Origin of the sequence: Burkholderia sp. Bp9090, assembly GCF_003857985.1 — a bacterium.
GTDB lineage: Bacteria > Pseudomonadota > Gammaproteobacteria > Burkholderiales > Burkholderiaceae > Burkholderia.
Map to the genome: position 1 here is coordinate 27,770 of NZ_QTPV01000043.1, position 14,677 is coordinate 42,446.

Annotated in this window: 16 protein-coding genes and 1 riboswitch; of the genes, 15 read left to right on the plus strand and 1 reads right to left on the minus strand. The window is 68.0% G+C overall.

Going from position 1 to position 14,677, the window contains the following annotated elements; translation table 11 throughout:
• Positions 1 to 403: 403 nt before the first annotated feature.
• Both DIE16_RS29075 and thpR read left to right on the plus strand, forming a co-directional pair.
• Positions 404 to 1,894, plus strand: coding sequence for a sodium:alanine symporter family protein (locus DIE16_RS29075; protein ID WP_124893909.1), 1,491 nt, complete (start codon positions 404 to 406; stop codon positions 1,892 to 1,894).
• Complete coding sequence (gene thpR, locus DIE16_RS29080; RefSeq protein WP_124893910.1) at positions 1,891 to 2,439, plus strand: RNA 2',3'-cyclic phosphodiesterase; 549 nt, start codon at positions 1,891 to 1,893, stop codon at positions 2,437 to 2,439. Before DIE16_RS29075 ends, thpR begins: the two co-directional genes overlap by 4 nt.
• Positions 2,440 to 2,509: 70 nt before the next feature.
• Here the strand turns inward: thpR and DIE16_RS29085 are convergent, their stop codons facing one another.
• A complete protein-coding gene (locus DIE16_RS29085; RefSeq protein ID WP_124522236.1) occupies positions 2,510 to 4,279 on the minus strand; it encodes an ABC transporter ATP-binding protein/permease in 1,770 nt (589 codons plus the stop codon).
• A 268-nt stretch (positions 4,280 to 4,547) separates the two neighbouring features.
• A riboswitch (TPP riboswitch) is annotated at positions 4,548 to 4,671 on the plus strand.
• Between the two features lie 234 nt (positions 4,672 to 4,905).
• Between DIE16_RS29085 and DIE16_RS29090 the strand changes: the two genes are divergently transcribed.
• The 13 genes from DIE16_RS29090 to DIE16_RS29150 all read left to right on the plus strand — a co-directional run bounded on the left by DIE16_RS29090 (position 4,906) and on the right by DIE16_RS29150 (position 14,673).
• Entirely contained in the window at positions 4,906 to 6,042 is a 1,137-nt protein-coding gene (locus DIE16_RS29090; protein ID WP_124487852.1) for an FAD-dependent oxidoreductase, read from the plus strand.
• Positions 6,043 to 6,074: 32 nt separating this feature from the next.
• Positions 6,075 to 6,272, plus strand: coding sequence for a sulfur carrier protein ThiS (gene thiS, locus DIE16_RS29095; RefSeq protein WP_014898319.1), 198 nt, complete (start codon positions 6,075 to 6,077; stop codon positions 6,270 to 6,272).
• 38 nt (positions 6,273 to 6,310) lie between these two features.
• Entirely contained in the window at positions 6,311 to 7,126 is an 816-nt protein-coding gene (locus DIE16_RS29100) for a thiazole synthase (RefSeq protein WP_039322226.1), read from the plus strand.
• On the plus strand, positions 7,123 to 8,247 hold the full coding sequence (gene thiE, locus DIE16_RS29105; RefSeq protein WP_124893911.1) for a thiamine phosphate synthase: 1,125 nt from the start codon (positions 7,123 to 7,125) through the stop codon (positions 8,245 to 8,247). The genes DIE16_RS29100 and thiE overlap by 4 nt, the downstream gene beginning before the upstream one ends.
• 84 nt (positions 8,248 to 8,331) lie before the next feature.
• Positions 8,332 to 9,153, plus strand: a complete 822-nt coding sequence (locus tag DIE16_RS29110) for an ABC transporter ATP-binding protein (RefSeq protein ID WP_044845966.1) — start codon at positions 8,332 to 8,334, stop codon at positions 9,151 to 9,153.
• The gene (gene mlaE / locus DIE16_RS29115) at positions 9,150 to 9,917 is read left to right on the plus strand and encodes a lipid asymmetry maintenance ABC transporter permease subunit MlaE (RefSeq protein WP_006762098.1); all 768 of its coding nucleotides are present in this window, start codon (positions 9,150 to 9,152) and stop codon (positions 9,915 to 9,917) included. Before DIE16_RS29110 ends, mlaE begins: the two co-directional genes overlap by 4 nt.
• A gap of 24 nt (positions 9,918 to 9,941) precedes the next feature.
• Entirely contained in the window at positions 9,942 to 10,502 is a 561-nt protein-coding gene (gene mlaD / locus DIE16_RS29120) for an outer membrane lipid asymmetry maintenance protein MlaD (protein ID WP_124487854.1), read from the plus strand.
• 32 nt (positions 10,503 to 10,534) lie between these two features.
• Positions 10,535 to 11,500: a VacJ family lipoprotein gene (locus DIE16_RS29125; RefSeq protein ID WP_044845963.1), complete on the plus strand. Its 966-nt coding sequence runs from the start codon at positions 10,535 to 10,537 to the stop codon at positions 11,498 to 11,500.
• A 110-nt stretch (positions 11,501 to 11,610) separates the two neighbouring features.
• Positions 11,611 to 12,240 carry a phospholipid-binding protein MlaC gene (locus tag DIE16_RS29130; RefSeq protein WP_044846000.1) on the plus strand — a complete coding sequence of 210 codons (630 nt, stop codon included), beginning with the start codon at positions 11,611 to 11,613 and terminating at the stop codon, positions 12,238 to 12,240.
• Positions 12,237 to 12,512, plus strand: coding sequence for a lipid asymmetry maintenance protein MlaB (locus DIE16_RS29135; RefSeq protein WP_044845962.1), 276 nt, complete (start codon positions 12,237 to 12,239; stop codon positions 12,510 to 12,512). The genes DIE16_RS29130 and DIE16_RS29135 overlap by 4 nt, the downstream gene beginning before the upstream one ends.
• Positions 12,513 to 12,704: 192 nt before the next feature.
• Complete coding sequence (locus DIE16_RS29140) at positions 12,705 to 13,631, plus strand: ABC transporter ATP-binding protein (RefSeq protein WP_044845961.1); 927 nt, start codon at positions 12,705 to 12,707, stop codon at positions 13,629 to 13,631.
• A complete protein-coding gene (locus DIE16_RS29145; RefSeq protein WP_044845960.1) occupies positions 13,628 to 14,383 on the plus strand; it encodes an ABC transporter permease in 756 nt (251 codons plus the stop codon). The genes DIE16_RS29140 and DIE16_RS29145 overlap by 4 nt, the downstream gene beginning before the upstream one ends.
• A gap of 50 nt (positions 14,384 to 14,433) precedes the next feature.
• Entirely contained in the window at positions 14,434 to 14,673 is a 240-nt protein-coding gene (locus DIE16_RS29150) for a BolA family protein (RefSeq protein ID WP_006477131.1), read from the plus strand.
• Positions 14,674 to 14,677 lie beyond the last annotated feature (4 nt).

The following is a 14,677-nucleotide window of genomic DNA, read 5'->3' on the forward strand; positions in this document are numbered from 1 at the left end:
TGGTTGTCTTTCGGTAATTGATTCGTATTGCGAAAGACACAGCGTTTGCCTTTTTGGATTGTTCTGCAAGAATTTTGTATGGTTCTTATCCGCGCGCCAGCCTCGAGCGGAACCCCCTTGTGAGCCGAGCGTGAGGCGCGGCAACGTCCAATCGAAGCAGTTCCGCGAGACATGTCCTCCTCGTTCGGCGGTTCGAACAACGTTTCCAAACGTCAAAGTTCATTGCGCAGAACATGGTTCTGCGTGTGGCGAGTCGCATAATCTTGAAGCGTTGGCAGTCCGGCCAGCGTCGCGCCACAGTCCTTTCGTTTTGTAAGATTTCTTGCGAATTGTCATATCATGTCGTCCTTCCGGCGCGCCACGCGCAGCCGACCATGATCGACCCCATTTGAAAGGACTCTGGATGGAAGCACTCGTGCATGGGCTGATCGACGCCGTCAACGGCGTGCTGTGGAACTACGTGCTGATCGTGCTGCTGCTCGGCGCCGGCGCGTGGTTCACGTTGCGGTTCCGGATGATCCAGCTGAAGGCGCTGTTCCTCAGCATGAAACTGGTCGGCAGCAAGGGCGAGCCGGGCAGCATCTCGTCGTTCCAGGCGTTCGCGACCGGGCTCGCGAGCCGCGTGGGCACCGGCAACATCGCCGGTGTCGCGGTCGCGCTGACGGTCGGCGGGCCGGGCGCGATCTTCTGGATGTGGATGACGGCGCTTGTCGGGATGTCGTCGGCGTTCGTCGAGGCGACGCTCGCACAGATATTCAAGGTGTCGCATCCGGACGGCAGCTATCGCGGCGGCCCCGCGTACTACATCCAGACGGGCCTGCGCTCGCGCGGCTTCGGCGTGCTGTTCTCGCTGTCGCTGATCCTCGCGTTCGGTTTCGTGTTCAACGCGGTGCAGGCCAATGCGATCGCCGACGCGTTCCATACGTCGTTCGGCTGGAGCCGCGAGACGGTCGGCCTCGGCCTCGTGCTGCTCACCGCGCCGCTCATCTTCGGCGGGATTCGCCGCATCGCGTCGGTCGCGCAGGTGATCGTGCCGGTGATGGCGATCGGCTACCTCGCGCTGGCGGTCTACGCGGTCGCGACCCACATCGCGATGGTGCCGGCCGTGATCGCGCTGATCGTGAAGAGCGCGTTCGGGCTCGAGCAGGCGGCGGGCGGCCTGACCGGCTATGCGGTCAGCCGGGCGGTCGCGATGGGCGTGAAGCGCGGGCTGTTCTCGAACGAGGCCGGCATGGGCAGCGCGCCGAACGCGGCCGCGACCGCGAGCGTGCGGCATCCGGTCGTGCAGGGGCTGATCCAGATGCTCGGCGTGTTCGTCGACACGATCGTGATCTGCAGCGCGACCGCGTTCGTGATCCTGCTGTCGGGCCAGTACGAACTCGGCACCGGCATGGAAGGCGCGGCGCTCACGCAGCGCGCGATCGCGAGCCACGTCGGCGGCTGGGGCGGCATCTACATGGCCGTCGCGATCTTCTTCTTCGCGTACTCGTCGGTGATCGGCAATTACGCATACGCGGAAGGCAACGTCGATTTCATCACGAAGCGGCGCGGCGTGCTGCCGCTGTTCCGCATCGCGGTGCTCGGGATGGTGATGTTCGGCAGCGTCGGGCAACTGCCGCTCGTGTGGGCGATGGCCGATACGAGCATGGGGCTGATGGCGATCATCAACCTGGTTGCGATCCTCGCGCTCGGCAAGTATGCGCATGCCGCGTGGCGCGACTATCGCCGCCAGCGCGCGCAGGGCATTGCCGATCCGGTGTTCACGCGCAACACGATTCCCGAGCTCGCGCGCGTGCTGCCGGCCGACGTGTGGGGCGAGCACGGCCCGCTGCCGCAGCGTCCGGTGTCGGCCGATGCGGTGGCCGAAGCGCGCGTGGCGGTGCGCGAGTCGTGAACGGCGACCGGCTTCGTGCGTTCGTCGCGCTGATGCCCGACACGGCATCGCGCGACGCGCTGCATGCGCTGCCGGTCACCCGCGGCGCGCGGCGCACGTTGCCCGCGCAACTGCACGTGACGCTCGCGTTCATCGGCGCGATCGAACGCGCGCGTTGCGACGCGCTGGCCGCGCGCCTGCCGGCGCTCGCGGCCGCGCATGCGCTGCCGTTGCAGCCGGTCGAGCGGATCGCGTGGTGGCCGAGCCTGCCGCGAGCGAGGCTGATCGTCGCGGAACTCGCGCCCGATCCTGCCTGTACGGCGCTGAATGCCGACTTATCCGCGCTGCTGCGCGAACTGGGCGTGCCGGCCGACCGCCGGCCGTTCCGGCCGCACGTCACGCTCGCGCGGTTGCCGCGCGACGCGGACGGGCAGCCCGCGCACGGCGGCGCGACCGGGCGGCCGTGCGCGCTGCGTTTCGCCGCGCTGACGCTATTCGAAAGCCGGCTGTCGCACGACGGCGTGTCGCATGTGCCGATCGTGTCGGTGCCGGTCGGGCAGGTGTAGCGGGAAGGCCGGCGGGACGAGGAAGAGAAGAAGGCCGGCGCGGTATGCGCCGGCCTTCTTCCTGTTTCGGTTACGCGGCGACCTTGTCGCTGTCGTTCACGCGTTCGACGTTGATCGTGCCGACGTGGAACGCGGCCAGCGACTCGCGGTGCGCGATGCTGACGATCGCGGCCTTCGGCAGCCGTTCGGCGAACAGGTGATAGAGCCGCGCTTCGTTGTCGGCGTCGAGCGCGCTCGTCGCTTCGTCGAGGAACAGGAAGTCCGGCTTGTGCAGCAGCACGCGCGCGCCGGCGAGACGTTGCTGTTCGCCCGGCGACAGCACGCGCGTCCAGTGGCCGGTCTCGCCGAGGCGCTCGACGTAGTCTTCGAGGCGGCACGCGCGCAGCGCGTCGCGGCACGCGTCGTCGGCGAACGTGTCGGGCGCGGCCGGATACGTGAGCGCTGCTTTCAGCGTGCCGATCGGCAGGTAACTTGTCTGCGGCACGAACATCATCCGCGCGCCGACCGGCGCGTCGATCGCGCCGTCGCCGAACGGCCAGAGGCCCGCGAGCGCGCGCATGAACGTGCTCTTGCCGGAACCCGACTTGCCGATCACGAGCCAGCGCGAGCCGGGTTCGATCGTCACGTTGCCGATGTTCGCGAGCGCGTTGCCGTTCGGCAGCGCGAGCTTCAGCGACGACGTCGACAGCTTCGCGGCATCGACGTAGTGCAGGTTGATGCCGCCGTGCTCGGTCGCGGGCGACAGGCTTTCCTTCAGGTGCGACGTGCCCATCACGCGCTTGAATTCACGCAGACGGTTGACGGTGGCGCGCCATTCGACGAGGGTCGAGTAACTGTTGATGAACCACGAGAACGAATCGCTGACGGTGCCGAACGCGGACGAGATCTGCATCAGCACGCCGAACGAGAACGCGCCGGCGAAATAGCGCGGCGCCGCGACGACGAGCGGGAAGATGATCGCGATCTGCCCGTAGAAGCTCAGCACGAACGTGAGGCGCTTCGTGTACTTCATCACGCGCCACCAGTTGTCGCGAATGCGCGTGAACAGGCTCTGCGCGTTGGCGGTTTCGGTTTTCTCGCCGTCGTAGAACGCGATCTGCTCGGCGTTCTCGCGCACGCGGATCAGCCCGAAGCGGAAGTCGGCCTCGACGCGCTGCTGCTGGTAGTTGATCGACACGAGCGGGTGACCGACCTTCTGGATGATCAGCGAGCCGACCACCGCGTACAGCGCGGCCGCCCACACCATGTAGCCGGGGATCGTGATCGGCGTCGCGCCGAGCGAGAGCGTCAGCGCGCCGGCGAGCGACCACAGGATCGTGATGAACGACACGAGCGTGACGACCGTCGACAGCAGGTCGAGCGACAGCGCGAGCGTCGTCGTCGCGAACGACTGGAGGTCGTCGGTGATCCGCTGGTCGGGGTTGTCGGCGAGACGGTCGCGTTCGATCCGGTAGAACGCGCGATCGCCGAGCCACTGGCCGAGAAACCGGTCGGTGAGCCACTGGCGCCAGCGGAACCCGAGCATCTGGCGCAGGTAGCGCCCGTACACCGCGAGGATGATGAAGCCGAACGCGAGCGCGGAGAACTGCATCAGCAGGTTCGGGAAGTCGTGGACGTCCTTCGACTGCAGCGCGTTGTAGAACTGCGCGTTCCACTTGTTCAGCTTGACGTTGATCCAGACCACGCAGAGGTTGATCGCGATGATCGTGACCAGCAGCCCCCACGCGACTTTCCATTCGGACGACACCCAGTAGGGCTTGATGAGGCTCCATGCGGATACCGGGCGCTCGTCCTGCGGCGCGTCGGAGGCGGAGCGGACGGGATCGATCGATTGGGTCATGTGCTTCCTGATGAGTAGCCGGCGCGCGGGCCGGGCGGAGCCGGACGCGCGCCGCGATACGGCATGCCGGGACGAGGTGCCGACTGACGGCGGGCGTCCGGATGGTGGCCCGCGCGTCTTAAACGGCACTTAAGGCCGGCGGTGACGCGGCAACCGGCCGCTCGCGCGGCCGGCCTGCGGGCATTGTGCCAGAGCGGCGCGGCGCGACGGCGAATTTGCCGCAAGGGGACAGTTTGCGGCGCTTTCCGCTTTTATGGTCTAATGGCCGACGACGAAACAGGGGTGCTTCGAGCGCGGCCGACGGACAGTTCCGGGCAACGCGGCGAGGCTGAGAAAGACCCTTCGCACCCGATCCGGGTAATACCGGCGAGGGAAGTTTCTGATCCCGCCGGGCCGCGCTGGCCGCCATCCCACATGGTCAGCGCCCGAGTCCCGCCCGGCCGGCCTTTGCTGCCGGTTTCGTCCTTTTGGGTACGCGCGTCGCGCGTTACGGAAGGAATGATGACCGCTCAATCTTCAGTCTTTTGCGCTGTTCCCGATCCGCTGTCGCGTGCGTCTGCACGGGACCGTGTGCGCGCGTCGACGTCCGTCGCATGCGCCCGCCTGGTTCGCGGGGAGGGGGCGCGATGAACCTCCATGCTTCCCGGCCGGATTTCGCGGTACTCGGCGGCGGCCTCGTCGGCCGCCTGATCGCGTGGCGGCTCGCGGGCGACGGGCATCGCGTCGCACTGTACGAACGCGGCGGCCCGGACGGCGAGCAGTCGGCCGCGTGGGTCGCGGCCGCGATGCTCGCGCCGCTCGCCGAGGCGGCGAGTGCCGAGCTGCTGATCACCGAGCTCGGCGCCGCATCGCTCGCGCGCTGGCCGCAATGGCTCGCGGAACTGCCCGAACCGGTGTTCTTCCAGCAGCACGGCACGCTCGTCGTCTGGCATCACGCGGATCGTGCCGAGGCGCCGTTGTTCGAGCGGCGCGTGCGCGCGAACGCGCCGGCCGAGCTGTTCGACGGCGGCTTCGTCGCGCTGGCCGGTGGCCAGGTCGACGCGGCCGAGCCCGCGCTCGCGGGGCGCTTCGCGCGCGGCCTGATGCTGCCGCGCGAAGGGCAGCTCGACAACCGGCAGGCGCTGCGCGCGCTCGCGGCGGGCCTCGCGCAACGCGGCGTCGAGCTGCACTGGCACGCGACGATCGACGACGCGAACCGGCCCGACGCGCATTTCACGATCGATTGCCGCGGGCTCGGCGCGAAATCCGCGCTGCCCGCGCTGCGCGGCATCCGCGGCGAGGTCGCGCGCGTGCATGCGCCCGGCATCGGGCTCACGCGGCCCGTGCGGCTGCTGCATCCGCGCTATCCGCTGTACATCGCGCCGAAACAGGACGACCTGTACGTGATCGGCGCAACCGAGGTGGAGGGCGAGGACATGTCGCCCGTCAGCGTGCGCTCGGCGCTCGAACTGCTGAGCGCGGCGTTCTCCGTGCATCCGGCATTCGGCGAGGCGCGCATCCTCGAACTCAACGCGCAGTGCCGCCCGACGCTGCCCGACCATCGCCCGGCGGTGATCTGGGACGGCGCGACGACGCTCGCCGTCAACGGCCTGTACCGGCACGGCTTCATGATCGCGCCGGAAGTCGCGCATGCGGCGGTCGCGTTCGCGCACGCCGCGCTCGGCGGCACGTTCGCCGATGCCGACGCGTTCGCCGCGTGGCGCGATGCCGCGCGCTGGCCGACGCTCCTTCATCACCGCGACGACGCGCGCCAGCCGGCCTGATGCGCGCCGCCGACCGAATTCGATCAAGCCTCATGGATATCCAGATCAACCAACAGACGCTGACGCTGCCCGACGGCGCGACAGTGGCCGACGCGCTCGCCGCGTACGGCGCGCGTCCGCCGTACGCGGTCGCGCTGAACGGCAATTTCGTCGCGCGCACGCAGCATGCGGCGCGCGCGCTCGCGACGGGCGACAAGCTCGACGTGGTGCACCCCGTCGCGGGCGGCTGAGCGCCGCCGGTTCGCCCCCGCTCTTCCAGGAAAACGACATGACGTCCCTCACTTCCGCCGACGCGCTGACGCTGTATGGCGAAACCTTCGCAAGCCGCGTGCTGCTCGGCACGTCGCGCTATCCGTCGCTGCAGTCGCTGTCCGACTCGATCGCCGCGTCGCGCCCCGGGATGGTGACGGTCGCGCTGCGCCGCCAGATGACCGGCGGCACGGCCGAGGCCGGCTTTTTCGACCTGCTCAAGCGTCACGCGGTGCCGCTGCTGCCGAACACGGCCGGCTGCCAGACCGTCGCCGAGGCGGTGACGACCGCGCACATGGCGCGCGAGGTGTTCGACACCGACTGGATCAAGCTCGAGCTGATCGGCGACGACTACACGCTGCAGCCCGACCCGGTCGGGCTGATCGAGGCGGCCGCGCAACTGGTCAAGGACGGCTTCAAGGTGCTGCCTTACTGCACCGAGGATCTCGTGATCGGCCGGCGCCTGCTCGACGTCGGTTGCGAGGCGCTGATGCCGTGGGGCGCGCCGATCGGCACCGGCAAGGGCGTCGTGAACCCGTACGGGCTGCGCGTGTTGCGCGAGCGGCTGCCGGACGTGCCGCTGATCGTCGACGCGGGGCTCGGGGTGCCGTCGCACGCGTGCCAGGTGATGGAGTGGGGTTTCGACGGGGTGCTGCTGAACACGGCCGTGTCGCAGGCCACGCACCCGGAGATCATGGCGCGCGCGTTCGCGCAGGGCGTCGAGGCCGGCCGTGCGGCCTACCTCGCCGGGCCGATGGATGCGCGCGAGACCGCGCATGCGAGCACGCCGGTCGTCGGGATGCCGTTCTGGCACCAGGACGGGGGCGGCGCATGAGCGCGCGCTTCGCCGATGCCTTCTGGCCGCCGGCCGACGAGCTGGCCGAAGCGGCCGAGCGGATTCGCGCCCGCCTCGGCGACTGGCCGCCCGGCGCGACGCCGTGGCGGCTCTGCGTCGCGGCGCCCGACGTGCCGGCCGACGGCGACGTGCTGATCGTGTCGGCCGGCGACCGTGCCGCGCAGGCGCGCGCGTCGGCTGCATCGCGCCCCGCATCGCCGGACGCGGTCGCGATCGAGTTCGACGAGCGCGGCGCCGTGCTGCATGCCGCGGGCGTGCGCCACGCGCTGGAAGCCGCGCATCCGCTCGCCGACGACTGGATCGCGGCGCTCGCCGCGTTCCTCGACTGCGGTTTCGCGCCGATCGACGCGCTGGTGCTCGCGCTGGCGTGGCGCGACGGCGACGAAACGCGCGATGCCGATGCGTGGCCGGTCGACGCGGCACGGTTTCCGCGTGTCGCCGGCCTGGCCGCCGCACCGGAGCCGGCATTCCCGCCGTGCCCCGCGCAACTGGGCCTGTATCCGGTCGTCCCGGATGCCGAATGGGTCGAGCGCGTGCTGGATTGCGGCGCGCGGACCGTGCAGCTGCGCGTGAAAGGCGCGGAGCCGGACGCATTGCGCCGTGAAATCGCGCGCGCGGTCGCGGCAGGGCGCCGCTATCCCGATGCGCGTGTGTTCATCAACGATCACTGGCAGATCGCAGTAGAAGAGGGTGCGTACGGCGTACATCTGGGCCAGGAGGATCTGGAAACGGCCGATCTGGCCGCGATTGCGCGCGCCGGCCTGCGGCTCGGGTTGTCGAGCCACGGTTATTACGAGATGTTGCGGGCCTTGCACGAGCGCCCGAGCTATCTGGCGCTCGGTCCCGTCTACGCGACCGCGACCAAGGCAGTCGCGGCGCCGCCGCAGGGCCTGGCGAGGATCGCCCGCTATGCGCGCTTCGCGGGGGCGCGGGCGCCGCTCGTCGCGATCGGCGGCGTGGGGCTCGACGCGTTGCCGGACGTGCTGGCGACGGGCGTCGGCAGCGTCGCGGTGGTCAGCGCGATCACGGGCGCCAACGATTATCGGGCGGCTATTGTTGCATTGCAGCAATGCTTTGCCCGACAATTTGACAATCATTGACCGCAGGGCCCGGAACGGCGTCACGACATCATTCCAATGCAGGCCCTATAATTCGGCGTTCTGCGTAAAAGGACTGTCAGCTCCGTGAGCCCCACTCCTACCGAGACCCTGCTGGAACTTCGCGACGTCGACTTTGGCTACGGCGACCGCCTCGTCCTGTCGAACCTGAACATGCGCTTCGGGCGCGGCCAGGTCGTCGCCGTCATGGGCGGGTCGGGTTGCGGCAAGACGACCGTGCTGCGCCTGATCGGCGGGCTGGTGCGCGCACGCCGCGGCCAGGTGCTGTTCGACGGCGCCGACGTCGGCGCGCAGACGCGCGACGGCCTGTACGCGCTGCGCCGCAAGATGGGCATGCTGTTCCAGTTCGGCGCGCTGTTTACCGACATGTCCGTGTTCGAGAACGTCGCGTTCGCGCTGCGCGAACACACCGACCTGCCCGACGACCTGATCCGCGATCTGGTGCTGATGAAGCTCAACGCGGTCGGCCTGCGCGGCGCGCGCGACCTGATGCCGTCCGAGGTATCGGGCGGGATGGCGCGCCGCATCGCGCTCGCGCGCGCGATCGCGCTCGACCCGCAGCTCATCATGTACGACGAACCGTTCGCCGGCCTCGATCCGATCTCGCTCGGCATCACCGCGAACCTGATCCGCACGCTGAACGAGGCGCTCGGCGCGACGTCGATCCTCGTCACGCACGACGTGCCGGAATCGTTCGCTATCGCCGACTACGTGTATTTTCTGGCCAACGGCGGCGTGCTCGCGCAGGGTACGCCCGACGAGCTGCGCGCATCGACCGACCCGAGCGTGCGCCAGTTCATCGACGGCGCGCCGGACGGCCCGTTCAAATTTCATTACACGAGCCCGCCGCTGGCAGCGGATTTCGGGCTCGGCGGAGGGCGCGCATGATCAGCGCGATCGGACGTTACGTCATCGGCGGCCTCGAGCGCGCGGGCTACGGCACGCGGCTGTTCGTGCGCCTCGTGCTGGAATTCTTCCCGCTGTTGCGCCGGCCGCGGCTGGTCACGAAGCAGATCCACTTCCTCGGCAACTATTCGTTCGTGATCATCGCCGTGTCGGGCCTGTTCGTCGGCTTCGTGCTCGGCCTGCAGGGCTACTACACGCTGAATCGCTACGGGTCCGAGCAGGCGCTCGGCCTGCTGGTCGCGCTGTCGCTCGTGCGCGAGCTCGGCCCGGTCGTGACCGCGCTGCTGTTCGCGGGCCGCGCGGGCACGTCGCTGACGGCCGAGATCGGCCTGATGAAGGCCGGCGAGCAGCTCACCGCGCTCGAGATGATGGCCGTCGACCCGGTCAAGACGGTGATCGCGCCGCGCCTGTGGGCCGGCATCATCGCGATGCCGCTGCTCGCCGCGATCTTCAACGCGGTCGGCGTGCTCGGCGGCTATTTCGTCGGGGTCGTGCTGATCGGCGTCGATCCGGGCGCGTTCTGGTCGCAGATGCAGGGCGGGGTCCAGGTATGGGCCGACGTCGGCAACGGCGTGATCAAGAGCATCGTGTTCGGGTTCGCCGTGACCTTCATTGCGCTGTTTCAAGGGTATGAAGCGAAGCCCACGCCCGAGGGCGTGTCGCGCGCGACGACCAAGACGGTCGTGTTCGCGTCGCTCGCCGTACTCGGCCTCGATTTCCTGCTGACCGCGCTGATGTTCAGCTAAGCCTCAGCCAAGCCAAATTTTGGGATGACGATGAAAAAGACTGCTCTCGACTTCTGGGTCGGCCTGTTCGTGGTGGTGGGCTTCCTTGCGGTGCTGTTCCTGGCGCTCAAGGTTGGCAACATGAGCTCGCTTTCGTTTCAGCCGACCTACTCGGTGCGGATGAAATTCGACAACATCGGCGGGCTGAAGGCGCGCGCGGCCGTGAAGAGCGCGGGTGTCGTGGTCGGTCGCGTGAAGGCGATCGGCTTCGATCCCAACACCTACCAGGCGCTGGTGACGATCGATATCGACGGCCAGTATCCGTTCCCGAAGGATTCGTCCGCGAAGATCCTCACGTCGGGCCTGCTCGGCGAGCAGTACATCGGCCTCGATCCGGGCGGCGACACCGAAATGCTGAAGGCGGGCGATACGATCACGATGACGCAGTCGGCGATCGTGCTCGAGAACCTGATCGGCCAGTTCCTGTACAGCAAGGCAGCCGACGCGGGTGGCGCGAAGCCGGCATCCGGCGCCTCGGCTGCACCGGCGGCCCCCGCACCGGTCGCGGTGCCGGCCTCCGCGGTGTCCGGTTCGGCCGCCCAATAACCACACGAGAGAAAGACAAGAGGGTAATGACCATGCAGACGATCCGCATCAGGCACGCCGCGCTCGCGGTGGCGGCAGTCGCCGCGTTGAGCGGTTGCGCGACCGTGCAGACGCCGACCAAGGGCGATCCGCTCGAAGGCTTCAACCGGTCGATGTACAAGTTCAACGACACGGTCGACACGTACGCGCTGAAACCGGTCGCGAAGGGCTACCAGTACGTGGTGCCGCAGCCGGTGCGCGACAGCGTGACGAACTTCTTCTCGAACATCGGCGACGTCTACATCGCGGCGAACAACATCGTGCAGCTGCGGATCGCGGACGGCGTCGGCGACATCATGCGCGTCGTGATCAACACGGTGTTCGGCGTCGGCGGCCTGTTCGACGTCGCGACGATCGCGAAACTGCCGAAGCACACGGCCGACTTCGGGATCACGATGGGCCGCTACGGCATGCCGTCGGGTCCGTATCTCGTGCTGCCGCTGCTGGGCCCGAGCACGCTGCGCGACACGGCCGGCCTCGGCGTCGACTACGTCGGCAACCCGCTCACCTACGTGAAGCCGGACGGCCTGAGCTGGGGCCTGTTCGGCGTGAACCTCGTCAATACGCGTGCGAACCTGCTCGGCGCGGGCGACGTGCTGGATGCCGCGGCGCTCGACAAGTATTCGTTCGTGCGCAACGCGTACCTGCAACGCCGCCAGATGCTGATCGACAACGCGCGCGGCGAGGCCTCGACGACCTCGAGCAACGATGCGCTGCCGAAGTACGACCTGCCGGACGACGGCGCGGCACCGGCGGCAGCCGGTGCGGCCGGGACGGCGGGCGCCGCGGCAGTCGGTGGCGCGACGGCGCCGGCCGGCGCATCGGGCGCGGCCGTTGCCGCACCGGCGTCGGGCGCCGCCCAGGCGCCGAACCCGGCCAGCGCGACGACCGTGCCGCCGATGCAGGTGGCGCCGCCGTCGCCGGGCGGATTCCGCTTCCCGAGCATCCGGCTGCACTGACGCGCTTACATTCGTTACAGCCGGAAACGATTCAGTCGGTAGCGCACGCGAACCTTCGCGTAATCTACCGGCTCCAACCTTCGCATCGACTCTTCATGCAGGTCTCCATGATGAAAAAACTGTTCCTGATTCCCGTTTTCGCGGCGCTGTTCTCGTTCGGCAGCGCAGCTCACGCGCAAGTCGACCAGTCGAACCCGCAGGCGCTGATCAAGACGGCGACGCAGCAGGTGCTCGACGAGGTCAAGCAGCAGACGATCAAGCAGGGCGACACCAACCGCATCATTACGATCGTCAACAAGGACATCCTGCCGTACACCGATTTCCGCCGCACCACGCAGCTCGCGATGGGCCGCAACTGGCGCACGGCGTCGGCCGAGCAGCAGCAACAGGTTCAGGAGCAGTTCAAGCTGCTGCTGATCCGCACGTATTCGGGCGCGCTTGCGCAGCTGAAGCCGGACCAGCAGATCCAGTACCCGCCGTTCCGTGCCGATCCGGCCGACACCGACGTCGTCGTGAAGACGGTCGCGATGAACAACGGCCAGCCGGTCCAGATCGACTACCGCCTGTACAAGACGGCCAACGGCTGGAAGGTGTATGACCTGAACGTGCTGGGCGCATGGCTGATCCAGACGTACCAGCAGCAGTTCAACGAGAAGATCCAGCAAAGCGGCGTGGACGGCCTGATCAAGTTCCTGACGCAGCGCAACCAGGAACTTGCCGCCGGCAAGCAGGCGTCGTGAGCGGCTTCGCGGCCGGCTCCTCGCTGACCGTCGCGAGTGCGAAGTCCGCGCTCGCGGACGGTCTCGCGCGCATCGACGCGGGCGAAACCGCGGTCGATTGCGCGGCGCTGACGCAGTTCGACTCGTCCGCGCTCGCCGTGCTGCTCGCATGGCAACGTGCCGCCAAAGCGCGCGGTGCGACCCTCGACATCCTCAATCTCCCCTCGAAGCTCGCCAGCCTCGCGCGCGCCTACGGCGTCGACGCGCTCATCGACGGCACCGGGCGACATTGACCCTGTCCGACCGAAGCCTGCCGCGCCAGCCGGCGCGCGCACACTTCAGGCCGCGCGCCTCAGGCGCCGGCTCCACCAGCCGGTTTGCCCTATAATCAAGCGTTTTGCGGGGCAGCCAATCGGCGTCCGGCCCCCATTTTCTTTCGCAGCACGCACAGAATAGGCGTCGCGGCCCCTGCGCCGCGCACAGTCATGTCAGCCATAGAAATCCGTCACGTCAAGAAGCGCTACAAATCGCTTCAGGCGCTCAAGGGCGTCAGCCTGTCGGTCGAGGAGGGCGAGTTTTTCGGTCTGCTCGGCCCGAACGGCGCAGGCAAGACCACGCTCATCAGTATCCTCGCCGGGCTCGCCCGGGCCGATGAAGGCAGTATCTCGGTGCGCGGCCACGACGTCGTCAAGGACTTCCGCGGTGCGCGCCGCGCGCTCGGCGTCGTGCCGCAGGAACTCGTGTTCGACCCGTTCTTCACCGTCCGCGAGACGCTGCGGATCCAGTCCGGCTATTTCGGGCTGCGCCGCAACGACGACTGGATCGACGAAGTGATGGCCAATCTCGACCTCACCGAGAAGGCCGACGCGAACATGCGCGCGCTGTCGGGCGGCATGAAGCGCCGCGTGCTGGTCGCACAGGCGCTCGTGCACCGGCCGCCCGTGATCGTGCTCGACGAGCCGACGGCCGGCGTCGACGTCGAGCTGCGCCAGACGCTGTGGAAATTCATCTCGCGGCTGAACCGCGAAGGCCACACGATCGTCCTGACCACGCATTACCTCGAGGAAGCCGAGTCGCTGTGCGACCGCATCGCGATGCTGCGCCGCGGGGAGGTCGTCGCGCTCGACCGCACCGACGCGCTGCTGCGGCGCTTCGCGGGGTTACAGCTGTACCTGCGACTGGCAACGGGCGCGCTGCCCGCCGAGCTGCGCGGGCTGGAGACCGATCCGGCCGCACGCGCGCCGGGCGAGCATCTGCTGCGTCTCGCGAGCTACGACGATGTCGAACGGATTCTCGCGCAGTGTCGCGCGGCGGGCTGCACGTTCGACGAGATCGAGGTCCGCAAGGCCGACCTCGAGGATGTGTTCGTCCAGGTGATGAACGGAGCAGAAGTCGTCGAGGGATTGGCATGAGCGGTTTTCAAACGCTGTTCTACAAGGAACTCCTGCGTTTCTGGAAGGTGTCGTTCCAGACGGTGTGCGCACCGATCGTGACGGCGCTGCTGTACCTGACGATCTTCGGCCACGCGCTGTCGGGCCGCGTCGAGGTGTATCCGGGCGTCGAGTACGTGAGCTTCCTGGTCCCCGGCCTCGTGATGATGAGCGTGCTGCAGAACGCATTCGCGAACAGCTCGTCGTCGCTGATCCAGTCGAAGATCACCGGCAACCTCGTGTTCGTGCTGCTGCCGCCGCTGTCCTACAAGGACATCTTCGGCGCGTACGTGCTCGCGTCCGTCGTGCGCGGGCTCTCGGTCGGCGCGGGCGTGTTCGTCGTGACGATCTGGTTTATCCCGATGCATTTCGCGGCGCCGCTGTTCATCATCGCGTTCGCGCTGCTCGGCTCGGCGATCCTCGGCACGCTCGGGCTGATCGCCGGGATCTGGGCCGAGAAGTTCGACCAGCTCGCCGCGTTCCAGAACTTCCTGATCATGCCGCTGACGTTCCTGTCCGGCGTGTTCTATTCGACGCACTCGCTGCCGCCCGTGTGGCGCGAGATCTCGCGTCTCAACCCGTTTTTCTACATGATCGACGGCTTCCGTTTCGGGTTCTTCGGCGCGTCCGACATCAACCCGCTCGCGAGCCTCGCGATCGTCACCGGTTTCTTCGTGCTGCTCGCGATGTTCGCGATGCGGCTGCTCGCGACCGGCTACAAACTGCGTCATTGATATCGACGGCAGCGGCCGCCACGGGCGGCGCGTGCCGACAGGAGCCCCTCATGTTGCCGACTCCCGAACAGGTCAAGCAATACATCGCCGGCGGTCTCGCCTGCACTCATCTGGAAGTCGAAGGCGACGGCCAGCATTTCTTCGCGACGATCGTGTCGGCGGCCTTCGAAGGCAAGCGGCCGATCCAGCGGCACCAGCTCGTCTATGCGGCGCTCGGCGATCGCATGAAGCAGGAAATTCACGCGCTCAGCATGAAGACGCTGACGCCCGCCGAATGGCAGAACGCATAAACCG

Excerpts from the sequence above, each read along its gene's own strand:
- DIE16_RS29085 (WP_124522236.1), bottom strand. The coding sequence starts at position 4,279 with ATGACCCAATCGATCGATCCCGTCCGCTCCGCCTCCGACGCGCCGCAG.
- DIE16_RS29100 (WP_039322226.1), top strand. The coding sequence starts at position 6,311 with ATGACGTCCCTCACTTCCGCCGACGCGCTGACGCTGTATGGCGAAACC.
- mlaE (WP_006762098.1), top strand. The coding sequence starts at position 9,150 with ATGATCAGCGCGATCGGACGTTACGTCATCGGCGGCCTCGAGCGCGCG.
- mlaD (WP_124487854.1), top strand. The coding sequence starts at position 9,942 with ATGACGATGAAAAAGACTGCTCTCGACTTCTGGGTCGGCCTGTTCGTG.
- DIE16_RS29075 (WP_124893909.1), top strand. The coding sequence starts at position 404 with ATGGAAGCACTCGTGCATGGGCTGATCGACGCCGTCAACGGCGTGCTG.
- DIE16_RS29130 (WP_044846000.1), top strand. The coding sequence starts at position 11,611 with ATGAAAAAACTGTTCCTGATTCCCGTTTTCGCGGCGCTGTTCTCGTTC.
- thiS (WP_014898319.1), top strand. The coding sequence starts at position 6,075 with ATGGATATCCAGATCAACCAACAGACGCTGACGCTGCCCGACGGCGCG.
- DIE16_RS29145 (WP_044845960.1), top strand. The coding sequence starts at position 13,628 with ATGAGCGGTTTTCAAACGCTGTTCTACAAGGAACTCCTGCGTTTCTGG.
- thiE (WP_124893911.1), top strand. The coding sequence starts at position 7,123 with ATGAGCGCGCGCTTCGCCGATGCCTTCTGGCCGCCGGCCGACGAGCTG.
- DIE16_RS29140 (WP_044845961.1), top strand. The coding sequence starts at position 12,705 with ATGTCAGCCATAGAAATCCGTCACGTCAAGAAGCGCTACAAATCGCTT.
- DIE16_RS29150 (WP_006477131.1), top strand. The coding sequence starts at position 14,434 with ATGTTGCCGACTCCCGAACAGGTCAAGCAATACATCGCCGGCGGTCTC.
- DIE16_RS29090 (WP_124487852.1), top strand. The coding sequence starts at position 4,906 with ATGAACCTCCATGCTTCCCGGCCGGATTTCGCGGTACTCGGCGGCGGC.
- DIE16_RS29125 (WP_044845963.1), top strand. The coding sequence starts at position 10,535 with ATGCAGACGATCCGCATCAGGCACGCCGCGCTCGCGGTGGCGGCAGTC.